Source organism: Achromobacter sp. 1L-A-4-B-C2 (assembly GCF_057291955.1).
In genome coordinates this window covers 397,486-415,709 of sequence record NZ_JBXAWP010000005.1, presented here as the reverse complement: position 1 = coordinate 415,709, position 18,224 = coordinate 397,486, and the positions used below count along the sequence as shown (strand labels likewise).

The following is an 18,224-nucleotide window of genomic DNA, read 5'->3' as shown; positions in this document are numbered from 1 at the left end:
TGGTTGGGCCAATGCGTTCTACAGAAAAAACCGGGCAGGCCGGTCAGGCGCTGCACCCGGAGATAAATCCGAGGAGACAACAATGAAGAAGCTGTCCGTTGCAGCCGCGCTGCTGACCTTGCTGGGCATGGGCGCGGCCCATGCCGACGACTACCCGAATCGCCCGATTCGCATGCTGTTGCCGTTCTCGGCCGGCGGCGGTGGCGACACCTTGGGTCGGATCCTGGCAGAGCGGTTTTCGGCCGAACTGAAGCAGCCCGTCATCGTCGAGAACAAGCCCGGCGCAGGCGGCACGATCGGCATCGCCGCCGTGGCCCGCTCGGCGCCGGACGGCTACACGATCACCATCGGGGGGATGACCACGCACATCCTGTCTCCGTCGGTCTACAAGGACCTGCCGTATGACCCGATCAAGAGCTTTACGTCGCTGGGCGCCATCGGCAATTCGGCCATCATGGTGGTCGCGAACAACAACTTCCCGGCCAACGATATTGAAGGGCTGAAGAAACTGGCGGAATCCCGCAAGGACCCCATCCAGTACGCAAGCTGGGGCATCGGCTCAACGGGGCACTTCTGCGGCGAAGTCATGGTGCAGAAGGGCAACCTGAAGATGCAGCACGTGCCCTACAAGGGCACCACGCAGATCATGACGGACATCATGGGCGGGCATATCGACCTGGGTTTTGTCGACATGGCCACCGCCACGCCGATGGTCACGCAGCACAAGGTGAAGGGGCTGGCCGTCTGTACCAAGCGGTCGCCCAGCGTGCCGGAAGTTCGCAGCTACAAGGAACAGGGCATCGACTTTGACCGCGACCTGAATTGGGCGATGTACGTGCCCGCCGGCACGCCCCAGCCCATCGTCGATCGCCTGTCCGGCACCTTGGAAAAGGTGCTGAAGGAACAGGAAGTGATCGACAAGTTGCTTGGCCTTGGCATTTCGGCTCGGTACGTTGCCGGGCCCGCGCATCAAAAGGCAAACATGGCCGACATCGAAGCGTGGCGCGTGGTGGCGAAAGAAGCCGGCATTACGCCGCAATAGACGGTTTCTTGGTTGTGGCAACGAACCGTCGCGTTGCCCCCTTTCCTGCACGAGACACTATGAAACTGCTTCAAGACCGCGTGGCCGTCATCTCGGGGGCCGCGCACCCCAAAGGCATCGGTAAAGCCACCGCAAAGCTCTTTCTTGAGCATGGCGCGCGCGTCGCGATCCTGGACGTTGACGAGGCACGCATACAGGAAAGCGCGGCGGACCTGGGCGCCCCGGCGGCTCAGCTGCTTGCGCTGGCTTGCGACGTGGGCAGCGACGAGCAATGTCGCGCTGCCATCGACAAGGTGGCCGCCTGGTCCGGCGGCGTCGTCGACGTGCTGGTCAACAACGCGGCGATCACGCAGAAAGCCACGTTCCGGGACATCACCCCCGCCGACTTCGAACGCATCCTGCGGGTCAACCTGACCGGCGTTTTCAACCTGAGCCAAGCGGTCATCCCGTTCATGGTTCAGCGCGCCGGGGGAAGCATCATTTCCATTTCGTCGCTGTCGGCGCAAAACGGCGGCGGCATCTTCGGCGGCGCCCATTACTGCGCCGCCAAGGCGGGCGTGCAGGGCATTACCCGCGCCATGGCCAAGGAATTCGGCGAACACAAGATCCGCGCCAACGCGATTGCGCCAGGCCTGATCACAACGGACTTTTCGCGTACCGGACGCTCGGATGAAAGCAAGGACGACGCTGCGCAAGCCTGGCCGCTGCGTCGCGCCGGACGCCCACACGAAATCGCGGGCGGCTGCCTGTTCCTGGCCAGCGACCTTTCCAGCTATATCACCGGCACGACGTTGGATATCAACGGCGGCGCCCACATGAATTAAGGAACATCAATGAGCAAGATTTTTGGCGGCGTCCGGCAAGTGGGCTATGTAGTCCGCGATATCGAAAAGGCCATGCGCCACTGGTCCGAGGTGCTTGGCGTCGGGCCCTGGTTCTACAAGGAAGAGGTGGGGACCACGGAATTCCGATATCGCGGCCAGGTCTCGCAACCGCCGCGCTTGTCGATTGCATTGGCCAATTCCGGCGACCTGCAAATCGAGCTGATCCAGCAACGAGACGATGCGCCATCGCTCTATCTGGATTCCCTGCGTGCAAGCGGGGAATGCGCGCAGCACGTGGCGTTCTGGACGCTGGATAACTTCGACGAGTTTTGCGACCGGCTGCGTGGCAGTGGCTACGAAGAAGGGCACGGCGGAAGAATGGGCCTGCGCGGTCGCTTTGCGTACTTCGTGCATCCTGATTTGCCCAGCGGCATGATCGAAGTGTCTGAAATGAAAGGCGGCAAGGGCGAATATTTCGACGAGATCAGAAGGGCGGCTGAAGCCTGGGATGGGTCCGCGCCGATACGCCCGCGCACCTAGCCGGCCCGGTGCCGAAGACGGTGTATGTTAGCCACTTCCGGCACAGACAAAACCAACATCATGAAAGACCGAAGCACCCGAATCACCATACGCGACGTCGCCAAGAAAGCGGGGGTATCCCTGGGCACGGCGTCGCGCGCGCTGAACCGCACCGGCCGTGTCAGCGAAGCCGCCATCGCGGCGGTCGAGCAGGCGGTACGCAGCCTGGACTATCGCCCGGACGCCGTGGCCAGAAGCCTGCGCACAAAGTCCTCGGGCGTGATCGGGCTGCTGGTGTCCGACCTGGCCAACCCGCTGTACGCGCGCATCATCACGGCCACCGAGACCGCGCTACAGGCCGAAGGCTATTCGTTGCTGGTGGCCAGCACGCATAACGAAAGGCGTCGCGAAGCGTCGCTGATCGACATCTTTCGCGGCCGCCGCGTTGACGCGTTGATTCTGGGCCCGTGCGAAAAAGAATCCGCCGAGCTGATCGACAAGCTGTCTCAAGAAGTTCCCGTTGTGGCGCTGGACCGGGAGTTTGGCGACGTGTCCGTCGGCGTCCATGTGGATCATGCAGCGGGGGCGTTCCAGGCCACCCAGTATCTGCTGAACCTGGGCCACACACGGATTGCGCTGTTGACGCCGGGTACGGATTTGCGCACCGGCAAAGAGCGTATCGCGGGCTTTCGCCAGGCGTTCAAAGAGCGCGGCATGGTTCCTGACCCGGCGCTGATTCGGGCGGAACAGTCCGCAATGCAGTTTGCGTTTTCGGAGGCGATGTCGATGCTGTCGCACGCGAATCGACCCACCGCGTTTGTATGCCTGGGAACCAGAATTTTGTCCGGCGTGCTGCAAGCCCTGCGTCATACCGGAGACGCGGTGCCCAACGATATCAGCGTGATCAGTATTGGCGACACCGATCTGTCTCAGCTGTTCAGCCCGGCCATCACCTCGCTTAGTTGGGACCTTGAGGCGGTGGGCACTTGCGCGGCCCAACTGGTCCTAAAGCAACTTGATCGCCAGAGCGCGCCCGCGCAAGGCGATCGCATCGTTATCAAGACGCAGCTGATATTGCGCGAATCGTGCGCGCCCGCAGCGCCGTCTTGACCCTACACCCTAATCAGGAACGCTCATGACACTACCGTACACCGTCACCCATCAAGATCGCCTGCTGACCGTCAACATCGAAGACGGCGTCCAGCTGCCAGGCGCCGCCCCGGGCTCGTCGATCATTCCGTTGTTCCTGGATCGGGAAAACGGCGTGTGGGTGCTGTACGGCAAGTTCGCGCCGGGCACCCGCCTGCCCACGCACTTTCATACGGGCGTCGTCCACTTCTACACCACCAAGGGGCAGTGGAACTACCTGGAATATCCCAACGACGTGCAGACGGCCGGCAGCTATCTGTACGAGCCGGGCGGGTCCGTTCACACCTTTTCAGTACCCGAGGACGCCAAGGAGCCGGCCGAAGGATTCATGGTCGTTTTCGGCGCCAACATCAACTTCATCGACGGCCAGTTCGCCAACATCCGCGATGCCGGCGCCATCGAGGACTCGATTATCGACGCGGCCAAGAAGGCCGGCTTGCCCATCCCCCGCTATATCCGCCCCAAGGGCGGCGCCGAGTTCACGCGCGACTGAGCGCAGGAGTCGGATCATGCGTCTGGCATCAAAAGTGGCGCTGGTAGCGGGCGCCGGAACGTTAAGAAATTCGTTTTCCGCCGCCGACCAGGTCGGCAATGGCGCAGCCTGTGCGATTCGCTTCGCCCGAGAGGGGGCGGCGGTCATCTGCACCGACCGGTCCTTGGCCGCCGCGCAAGAGACCGCCCGGCAGATCCGGTCGGAAGGCGGCGTGGCGGAGGCTATCGAGCTCGACGTTACCGACTCGGCGCAAATCGCGCGGGTGGCGCAAGACGTGGCATCGCGCTTTGGCGGCATCGATATCCTGCACAACAACGTCGGCATCGAAATCCAGGGCGACCTGCTCGCCGTGCAGGACGACGAGTGGGACCGCGTCATGACAGTCAACGTGCGCGGCTCCATGGCAATGGCGCGCGCCTTTCTGCCGCAAATGAAGGCGCGCGGCGGCGGGGCCATCATCAACGTGTCGTCAACCGCAAGCCTGAAATGGAGCCCGATGCAATTCCTGTCGTACAGCACGGCAAAAGCGGCGGTCAACCACATGACGCGGGTCATCGCCCGTCAGTACGCGGCGGATCAGGTGCGGTGCAACTGCATCATCCCCGGCATGATCCGCACGCCGCATGCCGACGCGCTGTATGCAAGCAGTGAGGCGGCGCAAGAAGGGCATAAGGCTCGGGACGCCAGGTGCCCGATGGGACGCCAGGGCAGCCCGTGGGATATTGCGAACGCGGCGCTGTTTCTGGCGTCTGACGAGTCGGCTTATGTCACAGGGTGTTTGATGGTGGTGGATGGCGGGTCAAGTTTGTGAGCGGCTTGCGTGGCAGGGCGCCCGCTTGCGGCAAACCGAGGTGGATAAAAACGTTCATTCGGTGAGTGCCCTACGGCCGGCTTGTTCTACGCTTCTGGTTTCAGGAGGCGGACATCACTGGTCGTTCTTTTTGCCTGGCGTTCGTGGGCGGCGCGGCGTGGGTGCAGTGCTTCCCGGTATTGCCCGGCGCCTTCGTTCTGTCGCTGACAGGCATAGCGGGGGGCGTTGCTGCCGTCGTTGTGGTCGTCGTTGCGGCCGTCGTTTCGGCCGGCGTTTTGGCCGGCGTTTTGGCCGGCGTTTCGGCCGGCGTTGCGGCTGCGGATCGCCTGCGATGCCGCGCCGGTTCTTTGCGCGTTGTCTGTGCTCTTGTGCTGGGCCTTTGCGCCGGCACGCTTAACGCGTGCCTTCAAGCGCACCTGCGCCTTGGAGATTCACTGGCGGACTTGCATCAGGACCAAGTCTCCCGCCTGACCTTGCGCGTAGCCGAGCTGCCGGACGGCGATGGCCGGCATCATCGCTTCATTGCCGAACGAGCCGAGCCCGCGCGCCCGGGCATTCCGTCTCGCATCCAGGTCACATGGCAAGCGCCGCCCGGTGCGACCGTGCCACTGCCCGCACTGCTGCCGGGCCAGATCTGGCGCATGGCGCTTGTGTTGCGGCGGCCGCATGGCGTACTGAACCCGGCAGGGCCGGACGCGGAAGGGCGCATGTTCGCGCGGGGCTTGCGGGCGGTGGGCACGGTGCGTGGGCGGCCGCAGTTGTTGGATGACAAGCCTTGGGCGTCGGCAGGGGTGGCCATCGAACGGGCGCGACACCACGTGCGCGTGGGTTTGCGGCGGGCATTGGGGGAACACCGTTATGCGCCGGTGCTGATTGCTTTGGCCATTGGCGACCAAGCGGGCGTGGCGCGTGTTGCAGACCAAAACAACTCTGAACCGGCTTCCTCAGGTAGACCTTTGATTCCTAAGAGAAATGTGGAGTCAAGGCAATTTATCTGACCAATTCGTTCATGAACCGACGGTGGTTTCAAACTCAGCAGCACAGACAATTTGAGCTTGAAGTCGCGCGATTATCACGCCATGTTAGAAAGAACCAAGTGCACTCTGATGCCCGGTAGGTAAAAAGTCGCTTGGTTAAGGGTAGATGTCATGCGAGTACAGCGTTCGCTGCTGGGGAGCGCTCAACCTCCTCCGGTCAGTCGCTCCGAGTGATCAGGTGTACCAAAGGCTGACCCGCCCGCATGCTTTCTGCGGTCGGCTGGCTGCCGTAACTAGCTCCAAACGATTATCGTCTGCTTCCGGACAATCGGCGCCATTGAAAGGCAAGGCTTGAGCGGCCGCTTTAAGCTTGTGGACACCCGTTCGAGCGAGGGTGGCGCGCGTTCGAAAAATCGTGCGAAGCAGTTCCCTGACCGAACTTTGTCGTGCAGAGCGAAAAGAAACTTGCGCCGCGCAACGAATGAGATTCAAGGGAAGGTGACATGGCGGACGTCCCGCGCCTTCTTGAACGCGTTCAAGAGCGTGTCGGGCATCATCATGCCTTCTGATGTGTCCGGAAAGGGGAGGCAATGCCTCAGACGATCGCCAGGAACGCGAACAATTGGTCGGGCAGACGCTAGAGACTTTGGCGCTCAAGCGGTTTGTTCGGGCCGCCACCGACGGCTGGCTGGATGTCATGATGTCTGGGGGGCAATTCAGTCTATTTGATTCCCACGCGCATCTGCACAACGATTGGTTCAGGCAGGTAGATCAATTCACCGTCTAGCGCCGATGGCTGGAACGCGGCACCGTCTCTGCCGACTCCCACCCCGGTCGGTCTCCGATGGCGGGCCTGCGAGTTCGCGTGAGCGGACGACAGACCCACCCTCACCGCGAGGCCTTTGCCGGCATCCTCTGGCGGAATTGCCAGCGAGAGCGTCCAGCGCGACATCATCACCGAATTGTGAAACGACTCAACCGGTTCGGGTACGCGCTGCGGTCGCACGCCCAGACTGGTAGCTGCTACAACGAGGCCGCCGTTCATCACCGGAAGCGGTCCATACCCGTGTGGATCCAGCCTCTCGAGTTCAGCGACTATGAGCGGGGTATACGGCAAATCATCTGTCGGGAGCGGGCGCACCTCCCCGACTAGATCGGAGAGAACCCTTGTGCTGTGGCCTTCGGAGACGCCATCCATTTTGTCAAGCATTGGCGCTCGCCCGCGGTAGGCGGGGCCGGTGACCGTGACTTCGATGGTCGAGCCTTTCCGCAGGGCTGAGAAGCGCCAGGGCTGGTGGATCATCACGGCGTCTATCTGGACTGTTCTCGACAGGGCCCGGCCGGCCAGCGAGTCCTTCTGGTAGCGCGCTAGGACCAGCTTCACGGCCGCCTTGTAGGCACCCGTGGGCTTCAGCTCGATGTCGCAATACCAGCGGCCGTACCCCGCGTGAAACCTTGGCTCAATGCAGGCGACCGCGACCTGGGCAGTGTCGTTCGAGTCCGTCTCATTCTTCCGCATGACCGTCTGGTCCGTCCAGGCGCCGCCAATCTGGCTGGCGGAGAGGTAGGACGCTTCGTCCTCGGCCAGGCCGTTCTGCATCCAAAGCTTGTGGCCGGGAACGCTCGCCCCGTCCCCGCCCCAGCGGCTGACCTGTGCGTCGGCCCAGCCGGGCAGCGGGGCGGCTCCGGGTTGGCGGCACACGATGGCGAGCTTCTCCCCGGGCCCGGACGCGAACCAGTCGCCGTCAAGCCAGCACCGGTAGACGTGGACGAGCGAAGTCTCCGATCCGTCCGCAGAGGTGCGGAGGACGCGCTGGTAAAGCGTTCCCTTGTCCCTGGTGACGTAGGGCGCGGGCGGACGCCGCGTGGCGGGCATGTTGATCCGGAAGACGCCAATGGTGTCCCAGTTGCCGCGCTCGACGGCGGCACGGCAGGCGTCCCGAGAGGCGGACGACGTCAGGTATGTCGAGTCTTCGGGCGTCTCCTCCGGGGCCGGCGTAGCTGTGGCACCCAGCGGAGCAGTCGTGCCAGCTTGAGGGGAAGGCTCGGCGGGGGCGTCGGGGGGCGCAAATCGCGAACGAGCCACCAAGCGCACCGCAAGGATTCGATGCTGGTCGCAGTCGAAGTCCGCACTGAGGAAGCGCGGGTTCCTCGGCACCGAAGGGCCGCCGGGCGGCGGTGGCGGCCGGTCCTGCAGAAGTAGGTCGATCTCGTTGATCCGACGCAGGTAGTCCTCCCCGGTCTCGCCGTCTCCGATCGCGGGCAGTTCGAGCGACCTGATCGAGAATAGCCTGCGGGACAGGGTCGGCGTGTTCCGTTCGAAAAGGTCTTTCTGCTCGACGCGGCCGGGCGTCTCGGCTGTCTTGTTGCGGAAGACGCGGTCCTTCGACGCGACCTCGACCCAGAACGCCTCCGCCCACACCTCGCCTGTCGACTTGCGATCCACACGAATGCGGCCGGTGGAGTAGACCTTCGCGGCGTCGGGGACGTCGCGCCCATTGCTAATGCAGACGACGGCTTCCCACGACTTCGCGTCGGTCGCGCGGAACGCCGCGAGCGTTGAGGTGACCCCGGGACGCTCCAGCGGCTTCGGTACCGGGTGCTCAATCGTGATCGCGGCGACGTCGCTGAGCGACGCGACCCGCTGGTTGCGGACGAATGTCGCATAGAGGTCGTGGCTGCGGTTGCTGCCCGGATCGAGCAGGGAGTCGATTCCCAGCATGGTTGATCGGGAGCCCTCCGTCGCTGCGGCCACGGTCGGGTTCGCCTGGAACGCCTCCAGCGTTCGGTTGGACCAGATTTCCAGCTTCAGTGAATCCGCTGGCGCCACATCGACGCAGATGGTCGGGCAATCAACCCTCCGGCCTGCCGGTCCGGGCAGCTCGAGCGCGAACAGCTCCCCCATACGGATCGTGCTCACGCCACCCGGTCCAAGCGCGGTCACCTCGAGACGGATCGGCACGACCGACCCAAGGTCAAGGCCGCGCGGCGCCGCTGGCGCGAAAAATGCGGGATCCCATGCGAGCGTGGAGGAGGCAATCGCTTCGGACGGCGTCGACTTGTCACCCATTAGTTTGGCGCCGACCGTGCGCAGCGTTCCGTCGACAAAATAGGGAGTCTTGGGGTTGTCCACCGGTGGGCGCGTGGTCTGCATGACGAGCGCAACAGTCGCAGGACCGGCCTTGATCGTCGGGAAGGCTCCCGTTGCAGGGTCGTGGACCAAGTAGCGATATGCGCCGAACTTCGCCCACTCCGCTGCCTTGTCTCGGTCAGTCCTGGATGCGGACAGCGGGTCGAATTGACCCTGCATCTCAGCGAGGTCGAAACCGACCAGCGGCGACACCAGCCAGCGTACCTTCTTCTCCGTTGATCCCGTCCTGACGATGATCCTGCCAACGTTCTCGCGGTCTGCCGGATCGACGCCCTCGTGGCCAACGAAGCCATCCGGGACGAGCAGCGTGGGCGCCGGCGCCTTCTCGACAATGCCGAACTGGTAGCCGGGATCGTTTGCGTTCCGGCTGGTGCTCATCAGCCGCCCCAGCTTGTCGTCCTCGCTCCCAAGCGCGAAGTCGCCGACCCGCGAGGCGTCGCTCGCCACGCTGGAACCATTGAGTTTCCGGGCCCGCAGCATGAACCGATAGTGGCCGAACATGCGGAGGATGGGTCCTTTCCGGGCGTTGTCGAAGTCGTATTCGGCACCGAGGTCAGGGTGCTCGCCGGTTGCCTTCTGCGCCTCGGCAATCTCCCCGGACGGCAGTCCGAGCGGACGCCCGGTCCACGTGAAAACCACCTGTGACACGGACAGGTGCCTGTCCGGTTTGGCCGGGTCGTCTGACGGAGCGGTCCAGGACCTCGCCAGCGGCGTCACGAATCCGTCGTTGCGTGGATTCCGGTAGGCCTGTCGCAGGTTCTCCTTCAGGGCGTCAAACGCGTGATACTCGACTGTCCGCGCGCACGCTTGGAAGACAGTGCCGTTTGGCGCGACGATGTCCACGCGGTAGCCGTCAACGAGATCTTCGGCAAATAGCACGCGGTCAATTTCGATTGCTCGCTGCCGCTTCTCGGCAGCCTCGGTCATCTTCTGCGCGCCTAGGTCGAGCAGCATCAGTCCGCGCGTCCTGAACCCGGTCGGCTCGCTCGGCACGCTGCTCGCGAGTGCGCCGCGGAGGTACGCCTTGCGCGTCGCGTCCTCCGAGCACCTGCGCGAGTAGTATGCGGCGATCGCGTCAATCGAGGCAATCTGGAACCGTCGTGTCGCGCCATAGACTTGGGGTTCGACGAAGCCGTCCTTCAACGGGAGCGCGGTGCCGATCGCGGTGGTCGGGCGCGCGGCGTCCTCGAATTCGGCCTCGGGACATGGCTCGAAGAGCGCGGCTCCCGCCGAGCCCAGTTTGAAAGCCGTGAACAGGGCGGTCGGTGACGGGGCGACAGGAGCGGTTCCCCCGGGTGCGGCAGCCTCGACGGCGATGATTCCCTTGAGGTCTCCCGCGACGGCGGGGAACGCCGCGCGCAGCACGCCCGCATCGAGCGAGATGTCGGCGATCTGCCGAGCGAACTTGCGCAGCGCCGGGTGCGCCTGCAGCGCGCCAATGACTTGGTGCACGTATCCGAGCTTGGGATCCAGCGCGTCCGGATTGGCGCCCTCTGCTAGCAGGTCCTCGTCGTTGCGCATCGCACGCTCGAAGTCGCCGTCATTTGTTTCGGCCGTGGTCCCTATCGTCGGCGGGTCTGAGCGGAACGCGCCGAGCCCGCCTACCCTCAGCACGACTTCTGGCGTTTGGGGATCGAGCGCCCGTGCGAAATCAGCGTCGAGCGTGGCTCCGCTGGCCATTCCCCGGGGCGGCGGCTCGACGACGCTTTCGGCGAGGTTCTCGTCCGTGGGGACGATAGTCTCGACGGTTGTAGCAGGATCCGAGATCGGGGGTGAACTTAAGGCCTTCCACTTCAGCGCGCGGGCGATTCGGACAAGCGGGTCGTTGGGGTCACGCGCGGCGCGCAGGGCGAGGCCGCTGAATTCCTTCGTCAGGTCCTTGCCCTTCTGGCGAACCGAGTGGGCTACGAAGGCGGCAGCAAACTCCTCTAGCGACCTGTCGATGGCGCCCTGGTGGAGGCGCGAGTAGTCGTAACCCTCCACCTTGGTGTCCGATCCGCTCGCGGGCGCGTTCAGGAGTGAAAGGTAGCCTTCGAGATCGTCCGGGTTCTGCCAGAGGCCGCTCCACCAACTCTGGGCATGCGGGGAGATACTGGCCGTCAGGTCGTCCTCGAACGCAGTTCCCGCCGAGATGGCCCCAACCAGCTGCAAGGCGGACTTCGACGGCCCGGCCCAGACATTGAAGTTGAGTCCGGGCACTTGCGTCGGCCACTGTTCGAGGTCGATGGACGGCCCAGTCGCAGGATCGGCGGGATCGTGGGTGACCGGCCGGAGGATCACGCTCAAGCGCAGCTTTGTGCCGTCGGCGCTCGTGAAGCCATCGGGTACGGAGGTGCATTCGACGCTGCAGTTGTTCATAGTCCGGGCCAATCCGATACGAAGTGGTCGCGATAGCAGAGCCATTCGCGGGTTTTGTCGGGCAACGGTGGGCAGTGGCCCTGGGTGAGCAGCCATGGACGCGACGGCGAGGTGAACGCGCGCGCGCCATCTTTCCCGAAGGCGTATGTCGCTGTCACGCCGTAGCTGACCTTTACGAAGCCGACGCGGAAGCTGAAGCGGTAGGTCGCGGTGCCGGTGACGGTTCCGCTGCTCTCGTGGACGACCTTCACCTCGAAATTCACGCTGATGCCGAAGCACGCGATATTTCCCTCGCCGACCGCGTGGACGAAGCCCTCAAGCCGCGTCTTGCTCACGTCCGGAGTTGTCGCGTGCATCAGGTAGATGCCGGCGGATACACTGGCGTGGCCCTTGAGTGGCCCGAACTGAAGGGCGCGCGCTGCCCCGAACTCGAGCTGGATTTCGAAGGCGACGACGGATTCGGCCGTTGTCGTGAGCGATACGAAACCGGCACCGTAGTACGCCGGAGCGATGATCAGTCCGCAGGGAGCGTCCCGGCTCGCCACTGCGAACCTGGCCTCGGCCTCTCGCCGATCGAAGAACATGGAGAGCGATGCGTCGAAGCCGAAGTTGGTGATCTGGACGCCGCCGAAATCGATCAGCTCCTTGCTAAACCGATATCCGGCCTTGAAACCTTCGAGCGCGCCGATGGGCTCGAAGTAAATCTTGTTTTCGTCGTCGCCGAGCAGGCTGGACAGCTTGTCCATGAACGCCAGGGCCGTGCCTGGCCTCACCTTCGTGATTCTGGTGTCAAATTTCGGCACGCCGCCGGAGAAGGTGAACTTGGTGTCGCCGAACTCGATGGTGACAAGGTCCGGCGACCCGAAGAGGTTGAGCGCGAACCGGTCGACGCTGCCCGTCACTGCAACCTTGCGGTCCGACGGGTCGAGCAGGTCGACCAATATGCGGCTGCTCAGCTTAAGCTTTTTGTCACCGCGCGGCTCGAAAATCGAGTGTTCCTTGAGATCGCCCGTCCAGTCGTAGGTCAGGTTTACCTTGGTCGGGATGAACTGGCGGATCGCCTCTTCGGCAGCTTGCCGCATAGCGGCAAGGTCAAAGATGCTGCCGATCTGTCCGGTCATGATGGCATTGAAGAAGTCGAGGATCAGATTGACGGCCTCGGACAGTCCGAATTGCCCGCTCCGCCATCGCTGCATGAGCTTGTCGAAGTCCGGAGTCCCGTTCGCCGTAGAGAGGTTCTTGAGGACCGCGAGATCGGCTTGGATCAAATCGCGCGCAGCGAGGAGGCGCTTGTAGACCTTCTGCGTGAACTGCTTGACTAGGTCCGGAGCGGCGTCGAACACACCTATGGCCTTGTTCGCGAGGTCGAGCGCCTTCTGGTTCAGCGCGATCAGCGGGGTGGCCACGCCGGTGATGAGGTCGTCGCGCACCTTGGCGATGTCGTCGACGAGTTCAGTGGTGAGGCTCGAGAAGTCACTTGCAAGGTTCAGCAGCCTTCGTTCAGCGTCGGCAAGTTGCTGTGATGCCTTGGTCGTCGCGATGACGTCCGCCAGCGTCGCGTTGACCGCATCGTCGGCTTGCTTCCGCAGATCCGCCGCGGCGGCGACCACCTCGGTTTTCAGCGTGGTGACCCGGGGGCCGATGACGGGGACCGTTTCGAGCCAAACGAGGCGTTGGCCAAGCGTGGCGACCCGCGCCCAAGTCAGGTCGGCAGCCATAAGCACTAGCCTCCGCCGCAGGTCTGCAAGGGCCGCGAGCGCGTCCGTTAGTTCGCCCTGCGGTAGCGCCGCGTAGGTCGCGACGAGGTCGCGGACAACGTCCACGCACGACTGCAGTGCTGGGACAAGCTCCTCGCGGGCGCCGGAGATGCGCGCAATGAGGGTCGCGATCTGCTGTGGCTGTCCGCGGCAGATGTCGTCGAGCCTCAAAGCGGCGATGTCGCTGCGCGTCGCGTTGAACGTGGCGAACGCGGTCTCGACGCCGGTCACCGCCCTCCGGAGCCGCGCACTCGCCTGGCGAGCTGCCGCCGCTGCCGGAGAGGCCGGAAGTCCGGGGACGTCGAGTTCGGGCCATGCCTCCCAGATTGCCGTGAACGTCACGGCCATATCGGTGGAGGAAGGCACGAGTTCAAGTGCCAGCTTGCAGAGATCCTCCAGCCGGAAGACGCCGTCCGCGGCCAGGCAAGCGGCGGTCGCGTTCTGGCGTGCCGCCGCGATGAGTGTGTCCAGCTCGACCATCGCCTCTGCGACATTCCGCGACAGCGCGGCCGCAGCGCGTGCGGCCGCCTCGATCGCGGCTCCCTCGAGTTCGGTTGCGCTGTCGACGATCGCCTTGACCGAGGCCACCACCCTGCGGAGCGGGACGTTGAGCGCCATTCCGAGGACGGATCGGGCGATTTCGGGCGCGGCGGCGCCCGGCGATTGCAGGATGGCCTTCACTCTGGGCACAAGCGTGGCGGCTGTGTCAGTGGGAAGGGGAGGAACTCCCGCGACCGCCTCGAAAAACCATGGCGACTTAAGCTGCCCCGACTGGTCGAAGCAGGCCGCCGCGATGTCCAGGGCCAGCTTCTCGACCGCGCCCTCGACAAGAGCTCTGGCGGCGTCCCTTAGGGCGTTGTGCAGATTCTTTCCGAACACCGATTGGAGGTCGTCGAGGTAGCCGCGCAACTCGGCCATTCCCGCACGCAGCGGTTCTGGCGAGGGGTTCGCGATGACCGCGTCCACGGCCGCCTTCACGGTGCGCCACTGCCCGACGAGTTTAGTTGCCCAGACGAGTGGGTCCTTCCCCTTCTGGTCCTCCTGCAGCGCGATCGCGAACTCCGTTAGCTGCTTGTGGAGTTCGGGGTAGAAGCGCTCGATCGTCACGTTGTCCGGCGCCGGTCCGCCCATCACGCCTTCGAATATCCTTTTCAGGTTCGCTTCCGCTTCCTCAATCGCGGCGTTGATAAGAGACGCAACATTGGTGGCAGCGATCTGCAGCGCGGTCAGCGCGGAATCGTCCCCGAGCGCGTAGTCGTAGACCTCCTTCAGTTGCGGCTGCGTGTCGATCCCGGCAACCTCGACCACACGCGCCAGGTCCACAACGCCGAGTAGCTTCGCGCCGTTGAAGAAGCTGCGGGGGTCGAACTTGCCGGCGGTGACGGAGGCGAAGTTCCACGGGGCATGGCCATCGGTGCCCACCGGCGGGTCACCGCCCGGCGCCGCGCTCGCCTTCGCGGTGCTCAAACTCCGCCTCGACATGGCGCCGAGGACGGCATTGTCGCGCGTCACGCCGGATATGTTTGTCGGCGTCCGCAGAACGCCGCCGGAGACCCGGCCGTCGCCGCCGATGTCCATCAGGCTCTCGTCAAGATAGTTCAGGTAGAGCTCGGCGGGGTTCAGCCCCTTGTGGAAGCCGTGGCGGACGTAGGTGCTGTTATAGCCGACGCGCTTGAGGCCCTGGGGGGAGCCCATGATCCGGTCGAGCGGCGGCACCGTGATGCTGGCCTCTTCCATTACCGGGTAGAAGGGAGGCTCGTCCGCGCCGTTCATATAGGCGTCGAGAATGTATGGCGCGTCGTCGTCTGCCGGCTGTCCGCCCGGATCCTCGGGCAGCATCCGCGCCCGGGCTTTGAGGACGATGTGGTCGGTCTCGAAGCTCGTGCTGCCTAGTCCGTTCTCCGCGTTTGTGCCACTAGCCGTCGTCTTCGGCGGAGCAAAGATCGTCATCGCGCGATGGTGGTCCTCGGTGCGGTCGGTCGCGGCGAGCGAGTTGTAGTAGTCGATGACCGCACGGACGCTGCCCGGCAGGTTCGCGTCGAAGTTCGAGACGAACAGCATCGGCAGCGTGCGCGGCGTAGCCTGATCGTCCGCGGAAAACTCGAACCTCAGCCGTCCCCCGGTCCTGAGCATCGGCCAAAACACGCGCGGCGGCTGCTCGTCGTCGTCCGGGAACGGGCAGTAGGGTGGCTTGGGGCTTATCGTCAGCGGCGGCAGCTTCATGTCCGCCGGCGGCTTCATCTGAGTGCCGTCCAGTTCCGGCGTCCGTTCCCCGAGGAGCCTTGCGCTTGATAGCGGGACCTCGCGGCCGCCGAACGGCTGGTAGATGCCGGGATATGCCTTGACGACGGGCTTGGGAATGAGGTAGTGGCGCGTGATCAGCGGCATCATTGCGCCGGATTCGTCGAGGACCATCGGTTCCCGCGTGGTGATCTTCACTAGCGCGACGCGGAAGCCGTATGGGAACAGGAAGCCCTTGTGGACGACCTGGGCCAAGACGTCGCTGCCCAGCCGGGTCCGGTGCAGATAGCGCTCGACGGAGAAAGCGTTCTGGAAGAACGGGTCGGGCCCACTCGGCCGCCTGTAAGGTGCGACCGGTTCAGCCTGCCACTCGGCGTCCATGTCGGCGCCGAAGCCGGTGAGGCGGGCCTTGAAGCCCTTGAACGGCGCCGGCGAGAAGACGCCCTCTTGGACAAGTAGCGGCCCGTCAGAAGGACCGCCGGGAGCGGGCAGACCTTCGTGGTCGATGAAATTCCAGCTGCGGTCGACGCGCCGGACGCGGCTGTTTGGGACGTCAACGCCCTGCACCGTTATCGCGCGGAGCCCGGCGAGGCCGAACGTGGAGGACTGCAGCGCGATCTCGATGCGGTCCTGTCGTGTCGTCGACGCAGTAAATGGCGCAGGAGCCGGGCACGTGCCGCCGAACAGGAAGCCAGGCTCCAGGCCGTTGGCCCATACCGCGCGGACGACTGCCGACCTCGCCGTGGTCTGGGGGGGCTCCTGCGCGAAGACGTCCGACATCGGGACAGTGTCCAGCTCGGCGGTCCATAGCGCGGGCGGTGACTCAGACCCGGTGCTCGTGCGGAATCGGGCGGTGTCGTCTGGAGCGAAGTAGAGGCCGGTTACCAGTTCGAGCGAAGTCTCGTCCGCGAAGGGTTGGACGAGCGACTTCGTCACGAGCTCGCGTGCCTCGGCGCGCGTCGTCCCGGTCTGCTGCTCCGTTTCCCTCTTTATGCCGACGAGTGCGAGCTGCTCCTCGACGGCTCGCTCGTCGATAGCCCGGGGCGGTACAACCAGCTTGAGCGCGCTCCAGTCAGTTAGCGCGTCTGCGTCGAGTTGAATGGTACGCGCGGGCTCTGGCTGAAAAACGACACGGCTCGCGCCTGCGACCTGCGTGCGGGCGATCAAAGTGGGTGGACCGCCGGGGAACCACGTCGAGTTCTCGCTGGATCTGAAGGGCCTCCGCGTGAACGGCGTGATCGTCGTGGTTGCCATGTCCGTTTCCAGCGGCGGCGAGAAGCACTCCTCCTCGATATGCTGCGGGTTGAATCGTATCCCGCGCTGCGCGCCAGCAATGGCGATGAGCTCGGAAGTGGCGCCGACGTCGAGCCTGAAGTTATAGAACATTACCCCCAGGTCGAGCGCGTCGGCGCTGCGCCTCAAGCGCAGGATCGGGGTGTCGACCCTTATGCCGGTGGCTCCCTCTCGGTGCAACCAAATGCTGGCCGAGTCGTCCTCCCCTAAGTGGATGCGGTTAGTGTCGTCGGCCGGGCGGCTGATGCCGATAGTCAGGCTCGCCTTTACCCCAACGGTCCCTTCGGTGCTCCAGATAGGTGCGGAGCGGTTCAGCCCCGGTTCGCCGACTTCGGCCCCCTTCGAGTCCCACGTCACCGACCGGAAATCGGCCTCGAAGCGAGTGCTTCCACCGCCGCGGACATGGAGGACGAAAAGTTCGACCGGTAAGTCGATATGTTTCTGGCCATGGAAGTCGGGAAAATAGCGGTCGTCGCGCAGTCTAACCGCCGCTGCGAAACGTTCCGCCTCCACGTAAAAGGGCCTTGGCCCTCCCTCCACCTTCAGTCCACGGGGCTTGGAGAAGCCGTTCAGGACCTCGAGAAGCTCCGTTCCAGCGACGTGGATGTCGCGGCCGAACGTCTCGTCACCATAGCGGATGCGGGCACCGCTGCCGACGGATGTCGCCCGGCGGCGTAGCACCCAGCGAGTAGAGCCAAGGATCACTTGGTCCAAGACGACGCTGCCCGACCCTTGAGGGAAAAACAGCCGCAGTATGCGCTTGCCGACGCTGCCAAGCTTCCAGCCTTCTACGGGCCTTTTAAGCTCGACGCGATCGAGCTTAAGCCGGGAGATCGGGCGGGCGCCCTTTAGGAGCTCACCGACCTCTGGGTCCAAGCCGGCATCGTCGCGCATCGCCTCGAATGCGACGTTCGCAGCACGTCCGTCCCCGGATTCACTACCAGAATACAAAAAATCGGCCTCGACGTGAAAGGCGAATGGCGCTAAGAGCGTGGCCTCGAATGAGCTAGTCGACCGCTCAAGCCGCAAATATGCGTCACGGTGGTTGGCGAGTCGGAACTCAAGGCCAACACCATCCACACTTCCGCTCCAGTTATCGATGGAGATGGTCTGCTTGCCGCTTCCAAATGACGAGAACTCGAGGTTGGCGCCATTGATCGAGATAGAGAGGTGCACCTCGATATTGGTGCCGGCGAGAAGGCCTTTCACGCTTAAGCGTTGGCCGTTATTTTCTACTCTGATCCGTCCTCGCTCAGTAAGGTCGAAAAGACGTTCATCGATGCGCCATAACTTCGCTGTGCCACGCTTTAGCTCGTAGCTGCCACCTGACTTGATAAAACTGACCGGGACGAGGGCGGTAAGTGGGGACTGCGACAGTGCGCCGCCATCGCTGGGCGTTGCGGCACCCGTCCCGGCGGCCAAGTTTCGACGCGTCAGCTCCATGCCTGACTTCGACCGCGAATTGCGACTGTTGAGACTCCGTTTGCGCACGCTGACGTCCCCCAAAAGTAAAGCCAACACATACTCATGCTGCGAAACACTGGCCGCTCTTGAACGGACGCGCGCCTAGAAGGCCACAGGCACTACCACTTACTGGTGTTCTTTAGCT

General features: G+C 64.0%; 9 protein-coding genes. 7 read left to right on the top strand and 2 right to left on the bottom strand.

Annotated features, from left to right (window positions below; translation table 11 throughout):
* Window positions 1–82 precede the first annotated feature (82 nt).
* The 7 genes from AC0Z35_RS23850 (at window position 83) to AC0Z35_RS23820 (ending at window position 5,836) form a co-directional block, all read left to right on the top strand.
* Window positions 83–1,042 carry a Bug family tripartite tricarboxylate transporter substrate binding protein gene (locus AC0Z35_RS23850; RefSeq protein WP_104145062.1) on the top strand — a complete coding sequence of 320 codons (960 nt, stop codon included), beginning with the start codon at window positions 83–85 and terminating at the stop codon, window positions 1,040–1,042.
* Window positions 1,043–1,101: 59 nt separating this feature from the next.
* Complete coding sequence (locus AC0Z35_RS23845; RefSeq protein WP_485132830.1) at window positions 1,102–1,866, top strand: SDR family NAD(P)-dependent oxidoreductase; 765 nt, start codon at window positions 1,102–1,104, stop codon at window positions 1,864–1,866.
* Between the two features lie 9 nt (window positions 1,867–1,875).
* The gene (locus AC0Z35_RS23840; RefSeq protein ID WP_485132831.1) at window positions 1,876–2,406 is read left to right on the top strand and encodes a VOC family protein; all 531 of its coding nucleotides are present in this window, start codon (window positions 1,876–1,878) and stop codon (window positions 2,404–2,406) included.
* A 60-nt stretch (window positions 2,407–2,466) separates the two neighbouring features.
* Window positions 2,467–3,495: a LacI family DNA-binding transcriptional regulator gene (locus tag AC0Z35_RS23835; RefSeq protein ID WP_485132832.1), complete on the top strand. Its 1,029-nt coding sequence runs from the start codon at window positions 2,467–2,469 to the stop codon at window positions 3,493–3,495.
* Window positions 3,496–3,520: 25 nt separating this feature from the next.
* Window positions 3,521–4,027, top strand: coding sequence for a 2,4'-dihydroxyacetophenone dioxygenase family protein (locus AC0Z35_RS23830; RefSeq protein ID WP_046805743.1), 507 nt, complete (start codon window positions 3,521–3,523; stop codon window positions 4,025–4,027).
* Window positions 4,028–4,043: 16 nt separating this feature from the next.
* Window positions 4,044–4,838 (top strand): SDR family NAD(P)-dependent oxidoreductase, encoded by a 795-nt coding sequence (locus AC0Z35_RS23825; RefSeq protein WP_120156128.1) that lies wholly within the window; start codon window positions 4,044–4,046, stop codon window positions 4,836–4,838.
* Window positions 4,839–4,903: 65 nt separating this feature from the next.
* Window positions 4,904–5,836 carry a ComEC/Rec2 family competence protein gene (locus AC0Z35_RS23820; RefSeq protein ID WP_485132833.1) on the top strand — a complete coding sequence of 311 codons (933 nt, stop codon included), beginning with the start codon at window positions 4,904–4,906 and terminating at the stop codon, window positions 5,834–5,836.
* A 700-nt stretch (window positions 5,837–6,536) separates the two neighbouring features.
* On the opposite strand, the gene AC0Z35_RS23815 is transcribed toward AC0Z35_RS23820, so the two are convergent.
* Window positions 6,537–11,324, bottom strand: a complete 4,788-nt coding sequence (locus AC0Z35_RS23815) for a hypothetical protein (protein WP_485132834.1) — start codon at window positions 11,322–11,324, stop codon at window positions 6,537–6,539.
* Complete coding sequence (locus tag AC0Z35_RS23810) at window positions 11,321–18,058, bottom strand: hypothetical protein (RefSeq protein WP_485132835.1); 6,738 nt, start codon at window positions 18,056–18,058, stop codon at window positions 11,321–11,323. Before AC0Z35_RS23810 ends, AC0Z35_RS23815 begins: the two co-directional genes overlap by 4 nt.
* Between the last annotated feature and the right edge of the window lie 166 nt (window positions 18,059–18,224).

Coding starts and splice junctions, on each gene's coding strand:
- AC0Z35_RS23825 (WP_120156128.1), top strand. CDS start 4,044: ATGCGTCTGGCATCAAAAGTGGCGCTGGTAGCGGGCGCCGGAACGTTA.
- AC0Z35_RS23845 (WP_485132830.1), top strand. CDS start 1,102: ATGAAACTGCTTCAAGACCGCGTGGCCGTCATCTCGGGGGCCGCGCAC.
- AC0Z35_RS23815 (WP_485132834.1), bottom strand. CDS start 11,324: ATGAACAACTGCAGCGTCGAATGCACCTCCGTACCCGATGGCTTCACG.
- AC0Z35_RS23810 (WP_485132835.1), bottom strand. CDS start 18,058: ATGGAGCTGACGCGTCGAAACTTGGCCGCCGGGACGGGTGCCGCAACG.
- AC0Z35_RS23850 (WP_104145062.1), top strand. CDS start 83: ATGAAGAAGCTGTCCGTTGCAGCCGCGCTGCTGACCTTGCTGGGCATG.
- AC0Z35_RS23830 (WP_046805743.1), top strand. CDS start 3,521: ATGACACTACCGTACACCGTCACCCATCAAGATCGCCTGCTGACCGTC.
- AC0Z35_RS23840 (WP_485132831.1), top strand. CDS start 1,876: ATGAGCAAGATTTTTGGCGGCGTCCGGCAAGTGGGCTATGTAGTCCGC.
- AC0Z35_RS23835 (WP_485132832.1), top strand. CDS start 2,467: ATGAAAGACCGAAGCACCCGAATCACCATACGCGACGTCGCCAAGAAA.